Raw genomic sequence first — 24,413 nt, 5'->3', positions numbered from 1 at the left:
TCGATGCGGCCTCGACGCCGCACCGGACAGATGTCGAAAACGCCGGGGACGGATTCTGGACAGATGTCGAGCGCGCCGTGAGGCCGGACGGGTTAGCGTGGTCGCGCTCCCACGAAGCTGACGTGGGGCGTTCGACAGTCGTCCGGGATCTCTCTCGGGACGGCGGAAACCTGGAGGCTGATCATGGCGTTCGTGACCACGGATGATGGCGCAGAGATCTACTACAAGGACTGGGGCAGCCCCGACGCGCAGCCCATCATGTTCCACCACGGCTGGCCGCTCTCGTCCGACGACTGGGACGCGCAGATGCTGTTCTTCCTCGACAAGGGCTACCGCGTCATCGCGAGCGACCGCCGGGGCCACGGAAGGTCGTCGCAGATCGGCACCGGCCATGACATGGACCACTACGCCAGCGATGCCTCGGCCGTCGTCGAGCACCTCGACCTCCGCAATGCCATCCACATCGGGCACTCGACGGGCGGCGGCCAGGTCGCGCGCTACGTCGCGCAGTACGGACAGCCTCAGGGCCGCGTCGCCAAGGCGGTGCTCGTCTCGTCGGTGCCGCCGCTGATGGTGCAGACCGACAGCAACCCCGAGGGCACCCCGATCTCGGTCTTCGACGGCTTCCGCGAGGCACTCGCCGCGAATCGCGCCGAGTTCTTCCAGGCTGTCGCCTCCGGGCCCTTCTACGGCTTCAACCGTGATGGTGTCACGCTGTCGCAGCCCGTGGTCGACAACTGGTGGCGACAGGGCATGACGGGCAGCGCCCTCGCTCACTACGAGGGGATCAAGGCCTTCTCCGAGACGGACCAGACCGAAGACCTCACGGCGATCACCGTTCCGGTCCTCGTGATCCAGGGCGACGACGACCAGGTCGTGCCGTACAAGGATGCCGCTCTGAAGCAGGCGGAGCTCCTGAGCGACTCGACCCTGAAGATCTACCCCGGGTTCCCCCACGGCATGCTGACGACGCACGCCGATGTGATCAACCCCGACATCCTCGCCTTCATCCAGCAGTAGCGCCCACGCGGCACACGATGGCGCATCCGGACCGAGAGTCCGGGTGCGCCATCGCTATGTCCCGGCGAGACCGGCCCCGGCCACGTCGAAGGCCGCGGCGAGCAGTCCGACGGCCATCGCTTCAGGAAGCGGCTCGAGCGGCCGGCACGCCCTCGGGTCCTCGTCGGGGCCGTGGTCAGGACGAGGGTCGCGGTCTCGGCGGCGCGGGACCAGGTGCGCATGCACATGCGGCCCTGCAGCTCCGGAGAGCACGACATCGACCCGATCGGCTCCGGTCGCTCGGCGGATGATGCGAGAGGCGAACTGGATGTCGACCAGGAAGAGCTCGGCGATCTCCGCCGGCGCGTCGGCGATGTCGTGGTAGTGATCGCGGAGGCTCAGGATGCTCCGGCCGGGGAACCGGGCGTCGGAGAGCAGTCCCACACGCGAGACGGTGAGTCGGCCCACCGGATTGACCACGATGAACCGACACTCTCGACAGATGTCCACGTGGCCTCCTTCCCGGCATCGCCTCGACGTCCGCAAGCCGCTCAGAGTCCACGGAGAACTCTAGGAGCGGCGCGACGCCGCAGGAAGAAATCAGCCGACCCTGGCCATTCTCGACCCTGCGGAGTAGAGTTCTGCGCCCGTCGGAGACACGGGGTGGAGGATCGGCCGCCTTCAGCAGGTGATCGATGCGGTGGGCCCTGCCGGGATCGAACCGACGACATCCACGGTGTAAACGTGGCGCTCTACCAGCTGAGCTAAAGGCCCTGGTGCGTCCCAGTCTACAGATGACCCGATGCGCGCTGATGTCGTGGAAGAGGGATAGGCTGAGGGCGGCACGCGTTGTGCACAGCCGACAAGGCTGCCCGCGTCGCTTCCCGTTTCATTGGCATGACCTGCCAGCTTGACGAAAGGCTCCCCGTGACTGTGCACGACCAGGATCCGTATTCCCAGGGCCCCCTCGACAGCGATCCGGAAGAGACGGGCGAGTGGCAGCAGTCTCTCGACGAGCTCGTCGACGCGAAGGGCCACGGTCGTGGCCGCGAGATCATGCTCAGCCTGCTCAAGCGCTCGAAGGAGCTGCACCTGGGCGTGCCGATGGTCCCGACCACCGACTACATCAACACGATCGCGCCGGAGAACGAGCCCGAGTTCCCGGGTGACGAAGAGATCGAGCGCCGCTACCGTGCGTGGATCCGCTGGAACGCCGCGATCACCGTGCACCGCGCGCAGCGCCCCGGCATCGGCGTCGGCGGCCACATCTCGACGTACGCATCGTCGGCCGCTCTGTACGAGGTCGGCTTCAACCACTTCTTCAAGGGCGCAGACCACCCCGGTGGCGCCGACCAGATCTTCATCCAGGGCCACGCCTCCCCCGGCACCTACGCGCGCTCGTACCTCGAGGGCCGCCTGAGCGAAGACCAGCTCGACGGCTTCCGCCAGGAGAAGTCGCACGCACCGCACGGCATCCCGTCGTACCCGCACCCGCGTCTGATGCCGGAGTACTGGCAGTTCCCCACCGTCTCCATGGGACTCGGTCCGATCAACGCCATCTACCAGGCGATGTCGAACAAGTACCTCGAGAACCGCGGCATCAAGGACACCTCGCAGTCCCACGTCTGGGCCTTCCTCGGCGACGGTGAGATGGACGAGGTCGAGAGCCGCGGACAGCTGCAGGTCGCAGCCAACGAGGGGCTCGACAACCTGACGTTCATCGTCAACTGCAACCTCCAGCGTCTCGACGGTCCGGTGCGCGGCAACGGGAAGATCGTCCAGGAGCTCGAGTCGTTCTTCCGCGGCGCGGGCTGGAACGTCATCAAGGTCGTCTGGGGTCGCGAATGGGACGACCTGCTCGCCCGCGACACCGAGGGTGCGCTGCTCAACCTGATGAACGTCACCCCCGACGGCGACTACCAGACCTACAAGGCCGAGTCCGGCGCGTACGTCCGCGAGCACTTCTTCGGCCGCGACGAGCGTGCCGCGGCCCTCGTCAAGGACTACTCCGATGACGACATCTGGAACCTGAAGCGCGGTGGCCACGACTACCGCAAGGTCTACGCCGCGTTCAAGGCCGCGACCGAGCACAAGGGCAAGCCCACCGTCATCCTCGCGAAGACCGTCAAGGGCTACGGCCTCGGTCCGCACTTCGAGGGCCGCAACGCGACCCACCAGATGAAGAAGATGACGCTGGACAACCTCAAGACGTTCCGCGACGCGATGCACATCCCGATCACGGATGCGCAGCTCGAGGAGAACCCCTACCTGCCCCCGTACTACAACCCGGGCCCGCAGGACGAGACGATCCAGTACATGCTCGAGCGTCGCCAGGCTCTCGGCGGCTACCTGCCCGAGCGCCGTTCCACTCACGTGGGACTCTCGCTTCCCGACGACACGGCCTATGCGCTTCCGAAGAAGGGCTCCGGCACGCAGGAGATCGCCACGACCATGGCGTTCGTCCGTCTGCTGAAGGACCTGCTGCGCTCGAAGGACTTCGGGCACCGCATCGTCCCGATCATCCCGGACGAGGCCCGCACGTTCGGCATGGACGCGTACTTCCCCTCGGCGAAGATCTACAACCCGAACGGCCAGCACTACACCTCGGTCGACCGCGAGCTCCTCCTCGCCTACAAGGAGAGCCCTCAGGGACAGATCGTGCACGTCGGCATCAACGAGGCGGGCGCCCTCGCGGCGTTCACCGCGGCCGGCACGTCGTACGCCACGCACGGCGAGCCGCTGATCCCGATCTACCTCTTCTACTCGATGTTCGGCTTCCAGCGCACCGGTGACGCCCAGTGGGCCGCCGGTGATCAGATGGCGCGCGGCTTCATCATGGGGGCGACGGCCGGCCGCACCACCCTCACGGGTGAAGGCCTGCAGCACGCCGACGGCCACTCGCACCTGCTCGCCGCCACCAACCCGGCGACGGTCTCGTACGACCCGGCCTACGGCTATGAGATCGCGCACATCATGCGCTCCGGTCTCGAGCGCATGTACGGCGGCAACCACGAAGACCCGAACGTCATGTACTACATCACGCTCTACAACGAGCCGATGGTGATGCCGGCCGAGCCGGAGAACGTGGACGTCGACGGCATCGTGCGCGGCATCCACCGCATCTCCGTCGGCGAGGGCGAGGGCCCGCGTGCCCAGCTCTTCGCCTCGGGCGTCGGACTCCCCTGGGCTCTCGAAGCACAGGAGCTGCTGAAGAACGACTGGGGCGTGATCGCCGATGTCTGGTCGGTCACCTCGTGGACCGAGCTGCGCCGCGACGGCCTCGCCGCCGACGAGCACAACTTCCTGCACCCCGAAGAAGAGCCCCGCACCGCGTACCTCACGCAGAAGCTGCAGGGTGCCGAGGGTCCCGTCGTCGCAGTGAGCGACTACATGCACGCCGTGCAGGACCAGATCCGTCCCTGGGTCCCGCAGCGTTTCGCGACGCTCGGTGCCGACGGATTCGGCTTCTCCGACACGCGTGCGGCCGCTCGTCGCTTCTTCAAGATCGACGGTCCGTCGATCGTCGTCCGCACGCTGCAGTCGCTCGCCGAAGACGGGGTCGTCGACCGCTCTCTCGCCGCGCAGGCCATCCAGAAGTACAGCCTGCTCGACGTGAACGCCGGCACGAGCGGCAACGCGGGCGGCGAAAGCTGAGTCATCGGTGACGGGTTCCTCTTCGCGCGGCATGGACAAGTCCGCCACGCTCACCTGGCTGCGCCGGATCTCCGGTGACATCGCCTCGGTGACGATCAAGCGCCTCGAGGACACCCTCCCGTGGTACGCCGACATGCCACCAGCCCGCCGCTCTGCGGTCGGGCTGGTGGCCCAGGCGGGCATCACCTCGTTCATCCAGTGGTACGAGGACCCGACGTCGACGCCGTGGATCGCCGCCGACATCTTCGCGGCGGCACCGCGCGAGTTGCTCCGCAGCGTCAGCCTGCAGCAGACCCTCCAGTTGATCCGCGTCACCGTCGAGGTGACGGAAGAGAGGGTCGCGGGTCGGGGTGCAGATCTCCGCGAGGCGATCCTCCTCTACTCTCGCGACGTGGCCTTCGCCGCGGCCGACGTCTACGCCCGCGCTGCTGAGGCCCGCGGCCTCTGGGATGCCAGGCTCGAGGCGCTCGTCGTCGACTCGATCCTGACCGGCGAAGCCGACGAAGAGCTGCCGAGTCGCATCGCCGCGCTGGGCTGGCACGGACACGGCGAGGTCGCGGTGCTGGTGGGCACGACTCCCCCGCAGTTCGATGTCGATCTGGTGCGTCGCACGGCACGCAAGCTCGCGGTCGATGTGCTGATCGGCGTGCAGGGCTCGCGCCTCGTTCTCGTCATCGGGCGGGCACGCGTCGCCGGCCAGGAGCTCGCGGAGGGCGAAGAGGAGGAACTCGGCTTCGAAGAGATCGCGACGCGCCTCGAGCCCTCCTTCGGTCCGGGCTACGTCGTGCTCGGCCCCGCGGTCGCCGCGCTCGTCGACGCGAGCCAGAGCGCCCGAGCCGCCCTCGCCGGGTTCGCCGTGGCGCGGGCGTGGCGGAGCGCTCCGCGGCCCGTCGACGCCGACGACCTGCTTCCCGAGCGTGCCCTCGCCGGTGATCCGCTCGCCAAGCAGACGCTGATCGAGCGCATCTACCGACCGCTGCAGGCGCATTCGACCGACCTCGTGACGACGCTGTGGAGCTACCTCGACAACGGTCGCTCCCTCGAGGCGACCGCCCGCGAGCTGTTCGTGCACCCGAACACCGTGCGCTATCGCCTGAAGCGCGTCAGCGAGGTCATCGGTTGGGACGCCACGGGCCCACGCGAGGCTCTGATCCTGCAGACGGCGCTCATCCTCGGTTCGATCGGCGCCGCCGAGCAGGTGCGACGTCGCCCTCCGCTGCGGCGTCCCTCACGCTGATCGCCGCACCAGACACGCTTCAGCTGTACGCCACACACAAGGGTTCTTCGGAATCTTGTGATGGATCATCCACCACTTCTGTCAGATCGTTGGCAGACTGGGGTGGTGATTGTCGTCGTATGCCCTGGACAGGGCTCGCAGACCCCCGGTTTCCTCTCCCCCTGGCTCGAGCTGGACGGCGTGACGGAGACTCTCGCCTCGTACTCCGAGGCCTCCGAGGTCGACCTCCGGCAGCACGGAACGGTGTCGGATGCTGACACGATCCGCGACACGCGCATCGCCCAGCCGCTGATCGTCGCCGCGTCCCTCATCGCCGCCGCCGCACTCACCGCTCGCGCGGGTCGCCGAGCAGACGGCGTCGCCGGACACTCCGTCGGCGAGATCGCCGCACTCGTCGGCAGCGGAGTGATCGATGCCGAGACCGGCATGCGCCTCGTCGGCATCCGCGGCCGCGCGATGGCCGATGCCGCCGCCCAGACTCCGACCGGCATGAGCGCCGTGCTCGGCGGAGACGAGGAGGCCATCCTCACCCGTCTGAGCGAGCTCGGTCTCTCCCCCGCCAACTACAACGGCGGCGGCCAGCTCGTCGTGGCCGGTGAGCTCGCCGGGCTCGACGCTCTCGCCACCGAGCCCGTCAAGGGAACCCGCGTCATCCCTCTGCAGGTGGCGGGCGCGTTCCACACCTCGTTCATGGGGTCGGCCGTCGCCGCGCTGCGTGACGCCGTGTCGACCGTGACTCCCGCAGATCCCGACATCACACTGTGGACCAACCGCGACGGCTCGGTCGTCAGTGACGGTTCGCAGGCGTTGACCTATCTCGTCGACCAGGTCTCCTCGCCGGTGCGCTGGGACCTGTGCATGGCCTCGTTCGCCGACCAGGGCATCACCGGCCTGATCGAGCTCGCCCCGGCGGGCGCGCTGACCGGTCTCGCCAAGCGCGGCCTGCGCGGCGTGCCGACCGTCGCCGTGAAGACCCCCGATGATCTCGATGCGGCCGTCGCGCTGCTGAACGGAGAAGCCGCATGAGCCCCACCCTGAACCAGATCACCGGTCCCGCCTACACCCGCATCTACTCCTTCGGCGCTGCCCGGGGCGAGAACGCCGTGCCGAACGAGGACCTCATCGGACCGATCGACTCGAGCGACGAGTGGATCCGCCAGCGGACCGGCATCGTCACACGTGTTCGCGCGGACAAGGACACGGACGCGATCGATCTCGCCGCGATCGCCGGCGCTGAGGCCATCGAGAAGTCGGGCATCCCCGCTGACCAGGTCGACCTCGTGATCGTCGCCACCATCAGCAACCCCAAGCAGTCGCCGTCGGTGTCCGCGATCGTCGCCGACCGCGTCGGTGCGAATCCCGCCGCGGCCTACGACGTGAACGCCGCCTGCGCCGGCTATGCCTATGCGATCACCCAGGCGGATGCGCTGATCAGGTCCGGCGCCGCCCGCTACGCGCTCGTGATCGGAACCGAGAAGCTGTCCGACGTCGTCGATCCGACCGACCGCAGCATCTCGTTCCTGCTGGGCGACGGTGCCGGAGCCGCGCTCATCGGCCCGAGCGACACGCCGGGCATCGCGCCCGCAGTGTGGGGATCGGACGGGTCGAAGGCCGACGCTGTCGGCATGAATGCGACGCTCACCGAGTTCCGCGACGGCGAGGTGCCGTGGCCCACCCTTCGTCAGGAGGGCCAGACGGTCTTCCGCTGGGCGGTCTGGGAGATGGCGAAGGTCGCGCGCGAAGCGCTCGACCGGGCCGGCGTCGAGCCGACGGACATCGCCGCGTTCATCCCGCACCAGGCGAACATGCGCATCATCGACGAGTTCGCGAAGCAGCTCAAGCTTCCGGAGAGCACCGTGATCGCCCGCGACATCGAGACCACCGGCAACACGTCGGCGGCCTCCATCCCGCTCGCGAGTCACCGTCTGATGGCCGAGCACCCCGAGCTCTCCGGCGGCCTCGCACTGCAGATCGGCTTCGGCGCGGGTCTCGTGTTCGCCGCTCAGGTCGTCGTCCTTCCCTGACAACGCGCCGACTTTCCCTAGACTGTTCCACGGTTCCGAATACAACCCGTAAGAAAGAGGAAGACCACATGGCTTTCACCAACGATGAGGTCCTCGCTGGCCTCGCAGAGCTGATCACCGACGAGACCGGCATCAACGCCTCCGAGGTCGCCCTCGAGAAGTCGTTCACCGACGACCTCGACATCGACTCGATCTCGATGATGACGATCGTCGTCAACGCCGAGGAGAAGTTCGGCGTCACCATCCCCGACGACGAGGTCAAGAACCTCAAGACCGTCGGCGACGCCGTCAACTTCATCGTCGCAGGCCAGGAGTAATCCACGCAGGATGCCACCCCCGCATCTGCGGGGCGTGGCATCCTCCGCCTTGCCCGCCCTCTGCTCGACCCGCCTGACAAGGAACCACACATGACCAAGCGCATCGTCGTCACCGGCATCGGCGCCACGTCCGCCATCGGCGGGACAGCTCCCGAGAACTGGACGAACCTGCTCGCAGGCCAGTCCGGCACCCGCACTCTCGAGCACGACTGGGTGCAGCAGTACGAACTCCCCGTGACCTTCGCCGCTGAGGCGATCGTCCGCCCCGAAGAGGTCCTTCCCCGCCACGAGGCGAAGCGTCTCGACCCGTCGTCGCAGTTCGCGCTCATCGCGGCGCGCGAGGCCTGGGCGGATGCCGGCTCGCCCGAGGTCGCACCCGAGCGCCTCGGTGTCGACTTCGCCACCGGCATCGGCGGCCTCTGGACTCTCCTCGACGCCTGGGACACCCTGCGCGAGAAGGGACCGCGCCGGGTGATGCCGCTGACCGTTCCGATGCTGATGCCGAACGCCGCTGCCGGCAACCTGTCGCTGCAGTTCCAGGCTCGCGCCTACGCGCAGACCGTCGTGAGTGCCTGCGCATCGAGCACCGAGTCGATCATCCACGCCTTCCACCACCTGCAGGACGGTCTCGCCGACGTCGTGATCGCGGGTGGCACCGAATCCGCCATCCACCCGATCACGATGGCGTCCTTCGCCTCGGCTCAGGCCCTGTCGCGGCGCAATGACGACCCGGCGACCGCCTCGCGCCCCGGCGCGATCGACCGTGACGGCTTCGTGATGGGAGAGGGCGCTGCGGCGCTGATCCTCGAGACCGAGGAGCACGCCCGGGCGCGCGGCGCCAAGATCTACGGCTACGTGCTCGGCGGTGGCGTCACGGCAGACGCCTATCACATCACGGGCAATGACCCCGAGGGCAACGGTGCCGCCCGCGCCGTCACCCAGGCTCTCGACGAGGCCGGCATCAGCGCCGACCAGGTGGCCCACATCAACGCCCACGCGACGTCGACCCCGGTCGGCGACCCCAACGAGTACGTCGCACTCAAGAAGGTCTTCGGCGACCGGATCGATGAGATCCCCGTGTCGGCCACGAAGGCGTCGACGGGGCACCTGCTCGGCGGCACCGGAGCCCTCGAGGCGATCTTCTCGCTGCTCGCCCTGCGGGACCGCGTCGCTCCGCCGACCATCAACATGACCGAGCCCGACCCGGCCGTGCCGTTCAAGCTCTCAGGTGAACCGCAGCCCCTCGGCGACGGTCAGCTCTACGCGATCAGCAACTCGTTCGGCTTCGGCGGGCACAACGCCGTCGCCGTGTTCGCAAGCGCCGACTGACTGAGGTGGAAGAGAGAACGGCCCCCGGGTGATCCCGGGGGCCGTTGTCGTCGACAGCGGTGGGACTACGCGCGGGCGAGCTGTCGTGAGCGAGCCGCCCGCACCCGCGTCGTCCAGGGCAGGAACCACCCGATCAGCGGCCCCACTCCGAACGCGAAGAGCACGGTTCCCACGCCCACAGGTCCGCCGAGCAGGAACCCGATCAGCAGCACGCTGCCCTCGATCAGAGTGCGGACGAGCCAGACCGGCCAGCCCGTTCGCCCGACGAGACCCGTCATGAGGCCGTCGCGCGGGCCGGGACCGAAGTCCGCGGCGATGTAGAGCCCGGTGGCGAACGCGAGGAGCAGCAGCCCCGCCACGAACATCGGGGCACCCACCCACAACGACGGGGGCACGGGGAGGACGAACAGTGCGAGATCTGCACTCGGTCCGACGAGCAGTGCATTGAGCAGCGTGCCGAGACCGACGCGCTGCCGCAGGGGGATCCACAGGAGCAGCACCAGCACGGAGACGAGCACCGTCACCACCCCGTAGCCGATGCCTGCGTTTCCGGCGATGCCGAGAGCGAGGACATCCCAGGGCGCGACGCCGATGCCTCCGCGCACCATCAGACCGAGTGCCACACCGTAGAGGAACAGCCCGACGAGCAGCTGGACGATGCGCTCGATGATGTCACGACGACTGGTGGCTGCGATGGGGAGGAAGACGGAACGGAGCTGCATCCCTCCATCGTGCACCCGCCGCGGATGCGCGCCAGACGTCCACTCGACGAGAAGTGGCCTGCTTTCCTCAGGCCACTTTGCGGCATGCTGGACAGATGACCTCACGACTCGTCCAGCAGCTCGGCGCACAGAACGTCGCCGGCGGTACAGCGAAGGCCCTGGCCGAACAGATCCGTGCGCTGATCCTCGACGGTCGACTGACGGTGGGCGAGCGTCTGCCGTCCGAGCGAGCGCTCGCCCTCGAGCTGCGGCGGTCCCGCTCCACCACGACCCGCGTGTACGGGCTCCTCGAGGTCGACGGCTACGTCTCGCGACGGCACGGAGGCAGCACCCGTGTCACGCTTCCGCACACCGCAGCACGTGTCGGTCCTGTGGCTGACGCCTCGGCGATCGATCTGTCGATCGCCTCGATGGATTCGACGCCGGGGCTGTACGACGCGACGGTACGATCGCTCCCCCGTCTGGCCGCGCTGCGCGGCACGAGCGGATACTCGCTGCAGGGCCTCCCCGAGCTGCGTGACGCAGTCGCCGAGCGCTTCACGCAGCGGGGGCTCCCGACGGATGCCGACGAGATCATGATCACGTCCGGCGCTCTCCACGCGTTCAACCTGGTGCTCGCGACGATCGGCCGACGCGGAGAGCGTGCACTCGTCGAGCAGCCGACCTTCCCGCACGCTCTCGAGGCGTTCCACCGCCATGGCTACCGACTGGTGCCGACTCCGGTGGATGTCACCGGGTGGGATGAGCGCCACATCGCCGACACGCTTCTTCGCAGTCGCCCCCACCTGGCGTATCTGATCCCCGACTTCCACAATCCCACCGGCGCGACGCTGCCCGACACGGCCCGGTCACGCATAGCGGCGACAGCGCAGAGCGTCGGGACGCATCTCGTCGTCGACGAGACGACCGCGGAGCTCGACATCGATCGAGGCTGGACTCCACGTCCTCTCGCGGCGTTCGGCCCGCGCGTCATCACCGTCGGCTCGATGTCGAAGATCGCCTGGGGCGGCATGCGCATCGGCTGGATCCGTGCCGACCGCGCGATGATCACCCGCCTGCTCGCCGTCCGCCCCTCGTTCGAGCTCGGCACGGCGCTGCTCGAGCAGTGCATCGCCGTCGAGCTGCTGCGCGAGATGCCCGCTCTCACCTCGCACGTCGCGTCACGCCTGCACGCGGGTCGTGATGCCGTGGCGGTGGGACTCGAATCGATCGAGAGCCTCTCGATGCCTCAGACGAACGGCGGACTGTCCGCCTGGCTCGATCTCGGCGCTCCCGTCTCGACGGAGTTGTCGCTGGCCGCACGTGATCACGGGCTGATCCTCCCGCCCGGACCTCGCTTCTCCACGGGTGGCGTGCTCGAGCGGCGCCTGCGCATCCCGATCACGCTGCCCCCGGAGCGCACCGCCGAGGCGATGCAGCGACTGCGGCTCGCGTGGGACGACGTGATGTCCGGCGGAACCACCGCCCGCACCGACATGGCCCGGTCAGCCGTCATCTGACGGACGAAGACCCCGTCCCTGTTGCCCAGGGGCGGGGTCCTCGTCATGTATGGAAAGGGAATTCGCCTTCTCAGCGTCCGGGATCGCTCACCGGCATCCGATACTCGCGCCTTCCCCTTCCAGGTCTGTGGGCGGCTGCCTAGCCGACCTTGTGCAGCCACACGACACGCGCGTCATCGCTCGCGTGGCGGAACGGCTCCAGCTCCTCGTCCCAGGCCGAGCCGAGTGCGATGTCGAGTTCACGCTGCAGCTCGGTCGCGCTCCCGGCCGCGATCTCCATCGCGTAGCGGATGCGGTCCTCGCCGATGACGATGTTGCCGGCCGCATCCGTCTGGGCGTAGTGGATCCCGAGGTCGGGAGTGTGCAGCCAGCGCCCGCCGTCACTGCGAGGAGTCGGATCCTCGGTCACCTCGAAGCGGAGATGCTCCCACCCGCGGATCGCGGTCGCGAGAGCAGCACCCGTGCCGACCGGACCATCCCAGTAGAACTCGGCACGGCGTGCGCCGTCGAGCACGGGCTGGTCGCTCCAGTCGAAGTTCACCGCACGACCGATGGCGCGTCCGACCGCCCATTCCAGGTGCGGGCAGAGCGCGCGAGGTGCAGAGTGGATGAACACCACTCCGCGTGCGTAAGCCGTCGCCATGATCTCTCCGTTTCATCAGGTGCGTCTTCCCCAACGACCTGAAACACCGAGAACTGGCGTGAATATGCGGTTATGGGGCTATTCTCGCCCAGACCAGGCGAAATCACAAGCATGTGATTCCACGAAGAAGGCCCCGGTCACGAGGACCGGGGCCTTCGGACCGTCGCCGGTCCTGATTCGGATGAGGCTCAGGCCTCGCTCATGGCCTGCTTGACCTGCTGCCCCTTGGCGGCGTAGTACGCGGCACGGGCGGCGTCACGGCGAGCCTGCTCGGCGTAGCCGGCCTCGAGGACCTCCTGCGGGACCTCGACGTTCGGCACGTCCTGGGTGCCGTGGTACTTCTCGATGTAGGCGTCGAGCTCAGGGCCGGACGTCCACGACGTGATGAGGCAGTAGCGGGGCTCGGTGCCCACGTGCGTCGCGGCGTGCCACAGACGCTGCGTGTCGACGATGAGCTGTGCACCGGCGGGCAGGGCGATGCGGTACTCGATGCTCGGGTCCGTGCGGTTCTCGCGCAGGACGAAGAAGCTGTCCTTGTCGTCGCTGAGGTTGAAGAATCCGCGCACGACCCATCCGGTGCCGTCGGGGTTCAGGCGGTTGTTGTCGTCCTGGTGGAGGTTGTACAGGCACTCGCCGTACGGGGTCGGCTGCAGCTCGATGACGCGGCAGCGACCGACGTTGGCGCCGGGCTCCTGTGCGCGACGCGTGAGGTTCGGAGCCTTCGCCGTCTGCGAGTCGATCCAGACGCCGTCCTTGTCGGTGCGCGGCGGCTTGTGGTTCCAGAAGCCGTTGCACTCGATCTCGCCCTTGGCGCTGGCGAGCGGCGCGAAGCGGGTGTCGCCCGACGACTTCCAGTCGTTGTACTCGATGTCGAGCCACTCCTTGGGGTCGAGCTCCTGGTCGTAGCTGTCGAGCACGACGAAGCCCTTGTCTTCGAGCGCCTTCGATTTGATGTATCCCATGATCTAGGTCATGTCCCTTCATCGGGGGCCAGCACGTTTTAACAGGCCCTGATAAGGCAAGCCTAACAGGGCACCTCTGGAGCGCCGCCGAGGGCCGCCGTGAATAAGCGAATAGACTGAATCGGGCGCCTGGCGACTCCTCGGCGCCGGGCGTTACGGGAGGACGAGACACCAGCATGAGCACTGCGACCAACGTCGAGGCGACAGCTGTCAACACGATCGAGTGGCTCGCAGAGGACTCCACGACCATCGTCGTGCCGGTGTACCAGCGCCAGTACCGGTGGGACATCGGCGGGTGCGAGCAGCTTCTCTCGGACGTCCGTGCGGTCGCCCGCGAGGACTCATCCCACCGCCACTTCATCGGGTCGATCCTGTCGGCGGCCGACGACAGCGATGCCGACACCGACCTCGTCCTGATCGACGGGCAGCAGCGCATCACCACGCTGATGCTGCTGGTCGCGGCCCTTCGGCATGCGGTCCAGGACTCCGACCCCCGGCTCGCCGCCGATCTCGACCGCGTGCTCGTGCGCCCCGACGACCCCACCCGCACGAAGCTGCGCCCGCACGACGCGTGGGCCGAGCTCTACGAATCCGTGGTGCTCGAACGCGACGGCCACGCCGACCGCGAGTCGCGGTTCGATGACAACTACGCGTTCTTCCGCAGCCAGGTGCACGCCGATGAAGCCCCGCTCATCTGGGCCGGTCTGCAGAAGCTCGAGCACGTGTCGATCACGCTCGGTGCCGACGCGAACGCCCAGCAGATCTTCGCGAGCCTGAACTCGACGGGCGAGCCGCTGCGCGACCACGAGCTCATCCACAACTACATGCTCATGGGCCTGACCCACACGGAGCAGCTCGAGGTCGAGGAGCGGTTCTGGCTTCCGATCGAACGGCACACCGGAGAGGCGATCGGAGCCTTCTGGCGGCACTATCTGGTGATGACGACGGGACGGGAGGTCGCCGCCAACGGCGAGCACGGCGTCTACAGCGCGTTCCGGCAGTCGTTCCCTCGCGTCGACCTGGACCATCTGCAGGCGGATGCCGAGGTCTGGCGCCACTACGCGGAGATCTACGGCATCCTGCTCGATCCTTCGCGCGAGCAGGACCCGGAGATCGCCCGGCAATTGCGCTACGTCAACACCTTCGGCCGGGCGTCCTACCCTCTCGTCCTCAGCGTCTACAGCGAGCACGCCCGAGGTCTGATCGAGCGGGATGAGCTCGTCGAGACTCTCGAGTGGATCCAGGCGATGTACCTGCGGCGGACGCTCGTCAATCTTCCGAACGAGCGCCTGGTCGCCCGTCTCTGCCGCGCACGTGCGCATGGGCGCGACGCCCTGGCTCGCGCCTTCGCCCGCATCACCCCGTCTGACGAACGGGTGAGTGCGGTGGTGAAGTACAGCGAGCTCGCGCACCCGGCATACGTGCTGGGCCGCATCGAGGGGGTCGACGACCCGATCGACTTCGATGTCGAGCACATCGTGCCCACGGTGCCCAGCGACAGCTGGTCCGGCGACGGCGTGCGCCAGTGGATCGAGTACTCGGACGACGAACGCAACGCGCATCGCGCTCTCGCCCCCACGCTCGGCAACCTCACGCTTCTCGAGCAGCGACTGGCGGAGCGGGTCTTCGGAGAGTCCTATTCCGTCAAGCGCCACTCCGCGTACGCCCGCAGCACGATCGCCGAGACGAAGGCGCTCGCGGCCACCGACACCTGGGGCACCGCGGCCATCTCGCAGCGCACGATCCGCCTGACCGCAGACCTGCTGCGGATCTGGGCCCGCCCCGCACTGCCGGAGATCGATGACGACGGCCTCACTCCCATCCTCGATGCCGTCCGCCGCCGTGGGTGGCCCGCCGGGTGGGAACGCGAGTTCGAGTACGTCGAATACCGCGGAGAGCGCTGGGAGGTCTTCGACGTCAAGCACCTCTTCAACCGCGTCTTCCGCCGAGCCTGGACCGACACCCGCGCGGCCGCCGTGTCGTACTGCGCCGCTCACGGCGGTCCGATCTACGACACCATGGCCTGGAAGGGTCAGTGGGACCAGCTGGACGAGACGCACCACCTCTACATGGGGTGGGATTCGAACTACATGATGAACGCAGTGCAGGGCGTGCTCCACGAGGCCGACATCGCCTCGGAGGTCTTCGTCAAGTACTCCTATATCGGGAATGTGATGTGACATGACCACCACCATCCACCGCCTCTTCGACCTCACGATCGAGGAGCACACGCTGACCGTGCCGCTCGTCTGGGGCGACGCCGCAGACACCCGCACGATCGACATCTTCGCCCGCGTCGTCACCCGCGAGGGAGGCGAGCGACTCCCCTTCCTCGTCTACCTGCAGGGCGGCCCCGGTCACGAAGCGCCGCGACCCTTCCACGCCTCATCCTCCCCCGCCTGGCTCGACGAGGCCCTCGCGCACTACCGCGTCGTGATGCTCGACCAGCGCGGCACCGGCCTGTCCACCCCCGTGGGCGACGGCGACCTCGCACGAGGCTCCGAGGCAGTGGCCGAGTACCTGACCCATCTCCGCGCGGACTCGATCGTCCGGGACTGCGAGGCGATGCGCGAGCACCTCAGCGCTGAGACGTGGAGCGTGCTCGGCCAGTCGTTCGGCGGGTTCACGACCTTGGCCTATCTGTCCACCGATGCGGACTCGCTGGCGGACGTCTTCATCACGGGCGGCCTGAGCGCCGTCGATCGTCATCCTGACGAGGTGTACGCGCTCTGCTATGACAAGATGCGCGCGGCCTCCGAGCAGTACTACCGGCGATTCCCGCAGCATCGCGAGGTCATGCGGGGTCTGGTCGACCGGGCAGCGGCCGGCGACATCGTGCTCCCCGACGGCGAGGTGGTCTCGCCGTCTCGACTGCGCTCTGTGGGTTCGGCGCTCGGCACGAACGAGGGCTGGCAGACCCTGTGGTCGCTCCTGGAGCGAGATGCCGCATCGAACGCGTTCCGCCACGACCTCATGCACGCGCTGCCCTACAGCGGGCGCAACCCGCTCTACTTCGTCTTCCACGAGTCGAGCTACGCCAGCGGACACGCGACCCGCTGGTCCGCCGAGCGGACGGAGCCCCAGGACTTCCGGGACGACGTCACGCTGTTCACCGGAGAGCACATCCGCCGCGACTGGACCGAGACCGTGCCGGCCTTCCGGCCGTGGCGCGATGTGACGCTCGCGCTCGCCGAGTTCGAGTGGCCGCGCATCTACGACGAGGTCGCCATCGCCACCTCGGGTGCGACGGGCGCGGCCGCCGTGTACGTGAACGACGTCTACGTGCCGCTGGAGTACTCCCTCGAGACCGCGCGCCTGCTGCCGGGCGTGAAGCTCTGGGTGACGAGCGAACACGAGCACAACGGCCTGCGGTCGGGTCTCGTGCTGACGCATCTCATCGATCTCGCCCAGGGCCGACGCATCCGCTGAGGATCCTCCTGCAGACGGATGCCGATCGAAGCCGTCCCGCCTAGCCTGGAGTCATGGCCGACATTCTCGGGACCCTGCTGACGATCGCGATCCTCCTCGTCGCCGCGACCGCGGTCGTGGTGGTGATCGTGGCGGTCTACGCCCGTACTCCGCTCGAGAAGAAGTACGAGAGCGCGGGCGGCGGCCTGGGCGGATCGTTCGACGCGGTGTGGATGCCGTCGGCGCACGAAGCCGGTGCCGAGCGAGACCGTCAGACTCAGCGCACCGCCCCCGCACCGGCCCCTGGCGACCCGCTGGGCCGCATCGACGGAGAGCGCATCGTCATCGACGTCTGACGACTCGCGCGCTCTCCGACCGCAGAAGACGAACCCACTGCAGACGACGAAGGCCCCGTGTTCCGAGGAACACGGGGCCTTCGATCGCGGGGGTCGTTACTTGGACGATCCGCCGAAGCCCTTGAAGCGCTGGTTGAACTTCTCGACGCGACCGGCCGAGTCCATGATGCGCTGCTTGCCCGTGTAGAACGGGTGCGATGCCGAGGAGATCTCGACGTCGATCACCGGGTACTCGACGCCGTCGAGCTCGATGGTCTTGTCGCTCGAGACAGTCGAACGGGTGAGGAACGTCTCGCCCGAGCCGAGGTCGCGGAACACGACAGCCTTGTACACGGGGTGAATGTCAGTCTTCATGGGATTCCTTAGTTGCTGCCCTGGATTGTGCCAGGGACGAGGGAAGTCTGCGGTGCAGAGAGCACCAAGGATCGATTCTATCAGATGCGCATCAGGATGCCGCGCGGGCCGCATATCGACCCTCTTCGCTGCTGAGGACGATCGGCATGCCGAACGTCTCGGTCAGAGCCTCGGCCGTCAGAGTCTCGGCGACGGGCCCGGCGGCGACGATGCGCCCCTCGCGCATCAGCAGCACATGAGTGAATCCGACCGGGATCTCCTCGACGTGGTGCGTGACCATCAGCATCGCCGGCGTCGTCGGCGACGACGCATAGCCGCTCAGGAGTGCAAGGAGCTCCTCGCGAGAGCCGAGGTCGAGAGACGCGGTCGGCTCGTCGAGCAGCAGCAGCTCGGGATCGGTCATCACGGCGCGGGCGATCTGCACGCGCTTCTGCTCGCCGTCGCTCAGCGTGCCGAAGGTCCGGTCGGCGAGGTGGTCGAGTCGCCAGTCGCCGAGGACGCGCAGCGCACGACGCTCGTCGATGTCCTCATAGCTCTCGTTCCATCGCCCGAGCACGGAGTATGCCGCTGTGAGCACCGTGTTCAGAACCGTCTCTTCACGCGGCACGCGCTTCGCCATCGCGGAGGACGCGAAGCCGATGCGCGGGCGCAGCTCGAACACATCCGTGCGTCCGAGGGTCTCTCCCAGCACCGTGACGGTTCCGGAGGTCGGGTGCATAAGGGTGTCTGCCAGCTGGAGCAGCGTCGTCTTGCCTGCGCCGTTGGGTCCGAGGATCACCCACCGCTGATCATCGTCGACCTGCCAGGTCACGTGATCGATGATGTTGCGCCCCTCGCGGCGCACGACGACGTCGGTGAATTCCAGAGCGCTCGACATGCCTCCAGCCTATCGGCTCAGGCGGTCAGCTCCGCGTACAGCGCGCGCGTGGTGTCGGCGATCGCGCCCCAGCTGAACTCGTCGCGAGCCCGCTCCCGGCCGGCCGCGCCGTAGGCACGGGCTCGCTCGGGATCGGACGTCACCTCGGTGAGCACGTCAGCGAGGTCGGCGACGTAGCGCTCCGGATCGACCGGCGTCCCCGTGCCGTCCTGGAGCTGCTCGATCGGCACCAGGCGGCCGGTGACCCCGTCGTCGACGACTTCGGGGATGCCGCCGGTCGCCGTGCCGACGACGGCAGCGCCGCAGGCCATGGCCTCGAGGTTCACGATTCCCAGCGGCTCGTAGACGGACGGGCACACGAATGTCGTCGCCGCGGTGAGGATGGCCGACAGCTCGTCGCGCGGCAGCATCCGATCGATCCAGACGACGCCCTCGCGGGTCTGCTGGAGAAGTCGTACGCCCTCCTGCACCTCCGCCATGATCTCGGGGGTGTCCGGCGCGCCGGCGCAGAGGATGAGCTGGACCTCCGGGGGCAGCAGACGAGCGGCCTGAAGGAGGTACGGCAGGCCCTTCTGCCGGGTGATCCGGCCGACGAACACGACGGACGGCCTGGTCGGATCCATACCGACCGACTCGAGGAACGCCGGGTTCTGCACCGGCCGCCAGCGATCCACGTCGATGCCGTTGTGGATCACGCGCACCCGGGTCGGGTCGACCGACGGGTAGCTCCGCAGGATGTCCTCGCGCATGCCGGCGCTGACCGCGATCACCGCCGCCGCGTTCTCGTACGCGAGCTTCTCGATTCCGCTCGACACCGCGTATCCCCCGCCGAGCTGCTCGGCCTTCCACGGGCGGAGCGGTTCCAGGCTGTGCGCGGTGAGGACGTGCGGGATGCCGTGAAGCTGCGAGGCGATGTGCCCGGCGAAGTTCGCGTACCAGGTGTGACTGTGCACGAGATCGGCGTCCGAGATCGCCGCGACGATCTCGAGGTCCGTCCCGAGCGTCTGCAGCGCGGGGTTCGCGGAGGCCAGTCCTGCAGGTGTCCGGTAGGCGAAAGTTCCCGCCTCGTCACGAGGAGCTCCGAAGGCTCTGACCTGTACATCGATATTCTGCCGCAGGGCCGTGACGAGCTCGGCGACGTGCACACCGGCACCTCCGTAGATCTCCGGCGGGTATTCCTTCGTGATCATCTCGACGCGCATGTCTAGACGGTAGTGACTCAGTTGTCCAGATGCTAGTTAGCCGAGCCGAATCGCATCTATGGTTGGTGCATGTCCGCACCAAAGAAGATCTTCGGCATCATCCTCGCCGGCGGCGAGGGAAAGCGTCTCATGCCCCTCACGGCCGATCGGGCCAAACCTGCAGTGCCTTTCGGCGGACAGTACCGATTGATCGATTTCGCGATCTCGAACCTCATCAACTCGGGTCTGCGCCAGATCGTCGTACTCACGCAGTACAAGTCGCACAGCCTCGATCGCCACATCTCGCAGACGTGGCGCATGTCAGCTCTCCTCGACTCGTACGTGACCTCGGTGCCCGCGCAGCAGCGTCTCGGAAAGCGCTGGTTCTCGGGCTCGGCCGATGCGATCCTGCAGAGCCTGAACCTCATCAACGACGAGAAGCCCGACATCGTCGTCGTGATCGGCGCCGACCACGTCTACCGCATGGACTTCCGACAGATGCTCGACGCCCACATCGAGTCCGGCGCGAAGGCCACCGTCGCGGGCATCCGCCAACCGCTCGCCATGGCGTCCCAGTTCGGGGTCATCGACGCCGACACCGAGTCCGGCCGCATCAAGCAGTTCCTCGAGAAGCCGACCGACATCGCCGGCCTCGAGGACTCGCCCCACGAAGTGCTCGCTTCGATGGGCAACTACATCTTCGACGCGGATGCGCTGATCGCCGCGGTCGAGGCAGACGGCGAATCGCCGACCTCCGGGCATGACATGGGCGGCGACATCGTGCCGTATTTCGTCGATCGAGGTGAGGCCGGCTACTACGACATGAAGCGGAACGACGTCCCCGGCTCATCGCCGCGCGACCGCTCGTACTGGCGCGACGTGGGTACGATCGACTCCTTCTTCGACGCGCACATGGACCTGATCTCCACGCTTCCGATCTTCAACCTCTACAACATGGAGTGGCCGATCCACTCGCAGGCCGTGAACTCGCCGCCCGCGAAGTTCGTGCGCGACTCCGTCGGGCGCATCGGCAATGCGATCGACTCGATCGTGTCGCTCGGATCCGTGCTCTCGGGCACTCATCTGGAGCGCAGCGTCGTGGGTCCGTGGACACTCGCCGGAGGAGGATCCACCATCACCGACTCCGTCGTCTTCGACGGTGTGCGGGTGGGAGCGGGATCGAGAGTCCATCGAGCCATCCTCGACAAGAACGTGGTCCTGGCGGACGGTGCGACCGTCGGCGTCGACCGCGAGCGAGATCTGGCTCGCGGGTTCACCGTGACCGAGTCGGGCATCACCGTGGTGGGCAAGGGCCTGTTCATCGAGAGGTGACGGTGTCGCCGCGATACGCGGCTGCACAGCGGGCCGTTCTGCTGTCGATAGGCTCGAAGGCGTGACTGCCGCGCGTTTCCTCGTCGTCCTCGATGCCGATTCCACCCTCATCCGCAACGAGGTGATCGAACTGATCGCCGATGAGGTCGGGCGGGGCCCTGAGGTGCAGGCGGCCACGGAAGCCGCGATGCGCGGCGAGATCGACTTCGCCACGAGCCTGCGCTCCCGCGTCGCTGCGCTCGAAGGCGTGCCGGTGTCGGGGTTCGCGCGCGTGCTGGCGCGCATAGAGCCGACCCCTGGGGTGCGCGAGCTCACCGCGGCCGTCCATGAGCGCGGCGGTGTCGTGGGAGTCGTGTCCGGAGGGTTCCACGAGATCCTCGACGACGTCGCCCCCGGGCTCGGCGTAGACCGGTGGCGCGCCAACCGCCTCGAGATCGTGGACGGCGCCCTGGCCGGCCGCGTCGATGGCGAGATCGTGGATGCCGCCGTGAAGGCCGCCTCACTGCAGCACTGGGCCGACGAGCTCGGGGTCCCCCGTCACGCCACCATCGCGATCGGGGACGGAGCCAACGATCTGCAGATGATGGCCGTCGCCGGTCTCGGACTGGCGTTCAATGCGAAGCCTGCCGTACGCGCGGCGGCGAGTCTCGTGATCGGTCCGCAGGACCTCTCCGAGGTCATCGCGCTGCTGCCCTAGCGGATGTCCGAGGCCCCGTCTAGCGTCGGGGCATGGACATCATCCTCATCCCCGGTCTCTGGCTCGACGCGTCCAGTTGGAGCGAGGTGACCGCCGACCTCGAACGCGCGGGGCACTCGGTGCATCCCCTGACGATGCCCGGCGTCGGTCTCCCCGCCGCCGCTTCCTCCGACATCGGAATCGCCGAGTGGGTCGATGCCGCCGTGGCCGCGGTCGACGACATCGGGGCACCCGTGGCCGTCGTCGGTCACAGCGGCGGCGGCAACGTCGCCTGGGGCGTCGCCGACGCACGGCCCGACCTCGTCTCGCGTGTCGTCTTCGTCGACACGGTGCCGCCGCCCTCCGGATTCGGCATCAGCGAATTCGAGGTCGTCGACGGCGTCGTCCCTTTCCCGGGGTGGGACTACTTCCCCGACGAAGACGTCGACGACCTCGACGACTCGACCCGCGCCCGCACCGGTCCGCTGGCTCGGAGCGTTCCCGCGCGGGTGCCCACCGATCCGATCGAGCTGCGCTCGGAGCAGCGCCACGGGGTACCCGTGACACTGCTGATGGGCGCGATGGATCAGGAGACTCTCGAGTCGGAGCTCGAGCAGTGGGGCCCGTACGCGGATGAATTCCGAGCGATCGGCGATGCCGAGGTCATCCGCATCGGCTCAGGACACTGGCCGCAGTTCTCGGTTCCGGGCCGCTTGGCCGAGCTCATCGACGCGGCGGTCTCCCGTCGGTGACGACAGGGCGTCGGCCTCGGCTCAGTGCCCCATCCCGAGGCCGCCGTCGACGGGGATGACCGCGCCCGAGATGTAGCCGGCGTCGTCGCCCGCGAGCCAGGTGACCACACCCGCGACCTCGTCAGGAGTGGCGAAGCGTCCGGCGGGAATATTCGCCTTGTACTGCTTCTGAGTCTCCTCGGGCAGCTCTGCGGTCATGTCGGTCTCGATGAAGCCCGGCGCGACGACGTTCGCGGTGATGCCGCGTCCGCCGAGTTCGCGGGTCAGCGATCGCGCGAAGCCCACGAGTGCACTCTTCGATGCGGAGTAGTTCACCTGGCCCGCCGAGCCATACAGGCCCACGACGCTCGAGATGAGGATGACGCGTCCGAAACGAGCCCGCAGCATGCCCTTGGACGCGCGCTTGACGACACGGAACGTTCCGCCGAGGTTGGTGGCGACGACGCTGTCGAAATCGTCCTCGCTCATGCGAAGGAGGAGAGTGTCCTTGGTGATCCCCGCGTTGGCGACCACGATCTCCACCGGCCCGAGCTGCTGCTCGACCTCGGTGAATGCCGCGTCGAGAGCCGCGGCGTCCGTGACGTCCGCGCGGACCGTCAACGTGCCGTCGGGGCCTTCCCCGCTCCGCGCCGTCACTGCGACGCGGTATCCGTCACGGACGAACCGCTCTGCGATGGCGCGGCCGATGCCGCGGTTGCCGCCGGTGACGAGGACGACGCGAGAACTCATTTCCACTCCTGATCTGGCCGCTCGGGTCGGGGCCTGGTCGTCCTCGATCCTACCGAGGATGCCGCCGTCCGACCGGCGACGTTTGACAGACGGACGCCGGGACTGGAACGCTGAACCCGACGAAAGGCGCCACCGTGAGCGACAACAGCATCCCCACCCCTTCGGGCGGACCGCAGCCGACTCCCCCGCCGCCCGCAGCTTCGGCACCACCCGCACAGCCTTACCAGGCACCTTCTCCGGCGGCGCAGCCGCCGTCGTACCCGACTGCCCCTCCGGCGTCGCCCACCCAGGCGTACCCGGGCGCCGCGCCTTCCTTCGCGCCGAGCCAGCCTGTCCACGGCGGCGAATCGATGCACCCCTACGGCTCAGCGTCTGCAGCGTCGCCCTACCCGACGTCCGCTCCCGGCCAACCCGCCACCGGATACCCGAACTACGCGGCACCGAACTACGCAGCACCGAACTATCCCGCACCTCGCCCGGCGAGCGGACTCGCGGTCACGTCGCTGATCTGCGGAATCGCCGGAGTCGTGCTCTTCTGGGCCGTGGTGCCTCTGCTCGCCTCGATCGTCGCCGTGATCACCGGCCACATGGCGCTCCGGCAGACGAAGGCGAACCCCTCGATCGGCGGACGCGGCATGGCCTTCGCCGGCCTCATCATGGGGTACATCATGGTCGCGGTGCTCGTCATCGGCATCGTGATGACGGTCATCGGGTTCCTGTTCTTCGGCGCCTTCACTCTGCCCTTCCTCTTCTCGACCTGAGCGGCAGACGGGCGCGCCGTGGTGCCCGCACCGGCGTAGGCTGGACTCATCGTGAAGAGCAAGCCACTGGTCCCTGCTGTCACCTCGCTTCCGCAGTCGCCGAAAGACGAGGCGGACCACCGCGTGCGCCGATACGCGCTCACCATGACGATCCGCATCGTCTGCTTCGCGCTCATGATGTTCGTGCAGCCCTACGGCTGGTACACATGGGTCTTCGCGCTCGCGGCCGCGCTCCTTCCCTACATCGCGGTGGTGTTCGCGAACGCAGGAAGCGACAGCACCGAGACGACGGCGGAATCTCCCGTGCAGCAGCTGGAGGCACCTGCCCCGGCCCCGACGCTTCCAGTCGAACAGGATCCGCCGCCTCACGTCATCACCATCCACGAAAGCCGCCAGGATCGCGAGTGAGTGGACTGGAGTGCTCGCGTGCCGGATGCCGGAGCGCGGCGACCACGCAGGTGGTGTGGCGCAATCCGCGTATCCATGCCGCCGACCGTGAGAAGATCTGGCTCGCGTGCGACGAGCATGTCTCGTTCCTCCACGACTACCTGGCGGCCAGAGACTTCCCCGTGACAGTGAGAGATGGTGTGCCCTCGTGAGT

Annotated in this window: 25 protein-coding genes and 1 tRNA gene; 17 read left to right on the top strand and 9 right to left on the bottom strand. The window is 67.9% G+C overall.

The window, feature by feature from the left end; translation table 11 throughout:
- Window positions 1-183 precede the first annotated feature (183 nt).
- Window positions 184-1,020 carry an alpha/beta fold hydrolase gene (locus ACZZZF_RS01705; RefSeq protein ID WP_072591362.1) on the top strand — a complete coding sequence of 279 codons (837 nt, stop codon included), beginning with the start codon at window positions 184-186 and terminating at the stop codon, window positions 1,018-1,020.
- Window positions 1,021-1,074: 54 nt separating this feature from the next.
- Here the strand turns inward: ACZZZF_RS01705 and ACZZZF_RS01700 are convergent, their stop codons facing one another.
- Together ACZZZF_RS01700 and ACZZZF_RS01695 are read right to left on the bottom strand one after the other, a co-directional pair.
- Window positions 1,075-1,509, bottom strand: coding sequence for a hypothetical protein (locus ACZZZF_RS01700; protein WP_463496802.1), 435 nt, complete (start codon window positions 1,507-1,509; stop codon window positions 1,075-1,077).
- 191 nt (window positions 1,510-1,700) lie between these two features.
- Window positions 1,701-1,773 (bottom strand) — tRNA-Val (locus ACZZZF_RS01695).
- A gap of 153 nt (window positions 1,774-1,926) precedes the next feature.
- Here ACZZZF_RS01695 and aceE point away from each other — a divergent pair.
- The 6 genes from aceE (at window position 1,927) to ACZZZF_RS01665 (ending at window position 9,560) form a co-directional block, all read left to right on the top strand.
- Complete coding sequence (gene aceE, locus ACZZZF_RS01690; protein WP_053096386.1) at window positions 1,927-4,653, top strand: pyruvate dehydrogenase (acetyl-transferring), homodimeric type; 2,727 nt, start codon at window positions 1,927-1,929, stop codon at window positions 4,651-4,653.
- Window positions 4,654-4,684: 31 nt separating this feature from the next.
- A complete protein-coding gene (locus ACZZZF_RS01685) occupies window positions 4,685-5,890 on the top strand; it encodes a PucR family transcriptional regulator (RefSeq protein ID WP_056278864.1) in 1,206 nt (401 codons plus the stop codon).
- A 105-nt stretch (window positions 5,891-5,995) separates the two neighbouring features.
- Window positions 5,996-6,916 (top strand): ACP S-malonyltransferase, encoded by a 921-nt coding sequence (locus tag ACZZZF_RS01680; protein ID WP_072592302.1) that lies wholly within the window; start codon window positions 5,996-5,998, stop codon window positions 6,914-6,916.
- A complete protein-coding gene (locus ACZZZF_RS01675; protein ID WP_053096388.1) occupies window positions 6,913-7,914 on the top strand; it encodes a beta-ketoacyl-ACP synthase III in 1,002 nt (333 codons plus the stop codon). The genes ACZZZF_RS01680 and ACZZZF_RS01675 overlap by 4 nt, the downstream gene beginning before the upstream one ends.
- Window positions 7,915-7,982: 68 nt before the next feature.
- On the top strand, window positions 7,983-8,231 hold the full coding sequence (locus ACZZZF_RS01670; protein ID WP_017202249.1) for an acyl carrier protein: 249 nt from the start codon (window positions 7,983-7,985) through the stop codon (window positions 8,229-8,231).
- A 90-nt stretch (window positions 8,232-8,321) separates the two neighbouring features.
- Window positions 8,322-9,560: a beta-ketoacyl-[acyl-carrier-protein] synthase family protein gene (locus tag ACZZZF_RS01665; RefSeq protein WP_053096389.1), complete on the top strand. Its 1,239-nt coding sequence runs from the start codon at window positions 8,322-8,324 to the stop codon at window positions 9,558-9,560.
- Between the two features lie 65 nt (window positions 9,561-9,625).
- On the opposite strand, the gene yczE is transcribed toward ACZZZF_RS01665, so the two are convergent.
- On the bottom strand, window positions 9,626-10,282 hold the full coding sequence (yczE, locus tag ACZZZF_RS01660; protein WP_463496800.1) for a membrane protein YczE: 657 nt from the start codon (window positions 10,280-10,282) through the stop codon (window positions 9,626-9,628).
- A 95-nt stretch (window positions 10,283-10,377) separates the two neighbouring features.
- Between yczE and yczR the strand changes: the two genes are divergently transcribed.
- Entirely contained in the window at window positions 10,378-11,781 is a 1,404-nt protein-coding gene (gene yczR, locus ACZZZF_RS01655) for a MocR-like transcription factor YczR (RefSeq protein ID WP_463496797.1), read from the top strand.
- 139 nt (window positions 11,782-11,920) lie between these two features.
- Here the strand turns inward: yczR and ACZZZF_RS01650 are convergent, their stop codons facing one another.
- Both ACZZZF_RS01650 and ACZZZF_RS01645 read right to left on the bottom strand, forming a co-directional pair.
- Window positions 11,921-12,424: a DUF3145 domain-containing protein gene (locus ACZZZF_RS01650; RefSeq protein WP_053096393.1), complete on the bottom strand. Its 504-nt coding sequence runs from the start codon at window positions 12,422-12,424 to the stop codon at window positions 11,921-11,923.
- A 188-nt stretch (window positions 12,425-12,612) separates the two neighbouring features.
- Window positions 12,613-13,386 carry a hypothetical protein gene (locus ACZZZF_RS01645; protein WP_053096395.1) on the bottom strand — a complete coding sequence of 258 codons (774 nt, stop codon included), beginning with the start codon at window positions 13,384-13,386 and terminating at the stop codon, window positions 12,613-12,615.
- A gap of 176 nt (window positions 13,387-13,562) precedes the next feature.
- Here ACZZZF_RS01645 and ACZZZF_RS01640 point away from each other — a divergent pair, with 176 nt between their 5' ends.
- From ACZZZF_RS01640 to ACZZZF_RS01630, 3 genes are read left to right on the top strand one after another with little or no spacing between them, the layout of a single operon-like run.
- Window positions 13,563-15,566, top strand: coding sequence for a DUF262 domain-containing protein (locus ACZZZF_RS01640; RefSeq protein WP_463496795.1), 2,004 nt, complete (start codon window positions 13,563-13,565; stop codon window positions 15,564-15,566).
- Between the two features lies 1 nt (window position 15,567).
- Window positions 15,568-16,815 carry an alpha/beta fold hydrolase gene (locus ACZZZF_RS01635; protein ID WP_463496793.1) on the top strand — a complete coding sequence of 416 codons (1,248 nt, stop codon included), beginning with the start codon at window positions 15,568-15,570 and terminating at the stop codon, window positions 16,813-16,815.
- 53 nt (window positions 16,816-16,868) lie between these two features.
- A complete protein-coding gene (locus ACZZZF_RS01630; protein WP_187249731.1) occupies window positions 16,869-17,150 on the top strand; it encodes a hypothetical protein in 282 nt (93 codons plus the stop codon).
- Between the two features lie 96 nt (window positions 17,151-17,246).
- Here the strand turns inward: ACZZZF_RS01630 and ACZZZF_RS01625 are convergent, their stop codons facing one another.
- The 3 genes from ACZZZF_RS01625 to glgA all read right to left on the bottom strand — a co-directional run bounded on the left by ACZZZF_RS01625 (window position 17,247) and on the right by glgA (window position 19,583).
- A complete protein-coding gene (locus ACZZZF_RS01625) occupies window positions 17,247-17,504 on the bottom strand; it encodes a type B 50S ribosomal protein L31 (RefSeq protein WP_042537536.1) in 258 nt (85 codons plus the stop codon).
- Window positions 17,505-17,595: 91 nt separating this feature from the next.
- Window positions 17,596-18,381: an ABC transporter ATP-binding protein gene (locus tag ACZZZF_RS01620; protein ID WP_053096402.1), complete on the bottom strand. Its 786-nt coding sequence runs from the start codon at window positions 18,379-18,381 to the stop codon at window positions 17,596-17,598.
- Window positions 18,382-18,398: 17 nt separating this feature from the next.
- A complete protein-coding gene (gene glgA / locus ACZZZF_RS01615) occupies window positions 18,399-19,583 on the bottom strand; it encodes a glycogen synthase (protein WP_295101054.1) in 1,185 nt (394 codons plus the stop codon).
- A gap of 69 nt (window positions 19,584-19,652) precedes the next feature.
- Between glgA and glgC the strand changes: the two genes are divergently transcribed.
- From glgC to ACZZZF_RS01600, 3 genes are all read left to right on the top strand, one after another.
- A complete protein-coding gene (gene glgC, locus ACZZZF_RS01610) occupies window positions 19,653-20,894 on the top strand; it encodes a glucose-1-phosphate adenylyltransferase (protein ID WP_053096406.1) in 1,242 nt (413 codons plus the stop codon).
- 61 nt (window positions 20,895-20,955) lie between these two features.
- A complete protein-coding gene (gene serB, locus ACZZZF_RS01605; protein WP_053096408.1) occupies window positions 20,956-21,591 on the top strand; it encodes a phosphoserine phosphatase SerB in 636 nt (211 codons plus the stop codon).
- A 32-nt stretch (window positions 21,592-21,623) separates the two neighbouring features.
- A complete protein-coding gene (locus ACZZZF_RS01600; RefSeq protein WP_053096410.1) occupies window positions 21,624-22,322 on the top strand; it encodes an alpha/beta fold hydrolase in 699 nt (232 codons plus the stop codon).
- 21 nt (window positions 22,323-22,343) lie between these two features.
- Here the strand turns inward: ACZZZF_RS01600 and ACZZZF_RS01595 are convergent, their stop codons facing one another.
- On the bottom strand, window positions 22,344-23,051 hold the full coding sequence (locus tag ACZZZF_RS01595; RefSeq protein WP_053096412.1) for a beta-ketoacyl-ACP reductase: 708 nt from the start codon (window positions 23,049-23,051) through the stop codon (window positions 22,344-22,346).
- A gap of 134 nt (window positions 23,052-23,185) precedes the next feature.
- Here ACZZZF_RS01595 and ACZZZF_RS01590 point away from each other — a divergent pair, with 134 nt between their 5' ends.
- The 3 genes from ACZZZF_RS01590 to ACZZZF_RS01580 are packed head-to-tail and all read left to right on the top strand — an operon-like array spanning window position 23,186 to window position 24,411.
- Complete coding sequence (locus ACZZZF_RS01590; protein WP_285363213.1) at window positions 23,186-23,812, top strand: DUF4190 domain-containing protein; 627 nt, start codon at window positions 23,186-23,188, stop codon at window positions 23,810-23,812.
- Between the two features lie 51 nt (window positions 23,813-23,863).
- Entirely contained in the window at window positions 23,864-24,220 is a 357-nt protein-coding gene (locus ACZZZF_RS01585; protein ID WP_072591374.1) for a DUF3099 domain-containing protein, read from the top strand.
- Entirely contained in the window at window positions 24,217-24,411 is a 195-nt protein-coding gene (locus ACZZZF_RS01580) for a hypothetical protein (protein ID WP_187249736.1), read from the top strand. Before ACZZZF_RS01585 ends, ACZZZF_RS01580 begins: the two co-directional genes overlap by 4 nt.
- Window positions 24,412-24,413: the final 2 nt, after the last annotated feature.

The organism is Microbacterium sp. AC215 (genome assembly GCF_979258645.1).
Note: the sequence above shows the minus strand (reverse complement) of the source record. Positions and strands in the feature narration are given on the sequence as shown.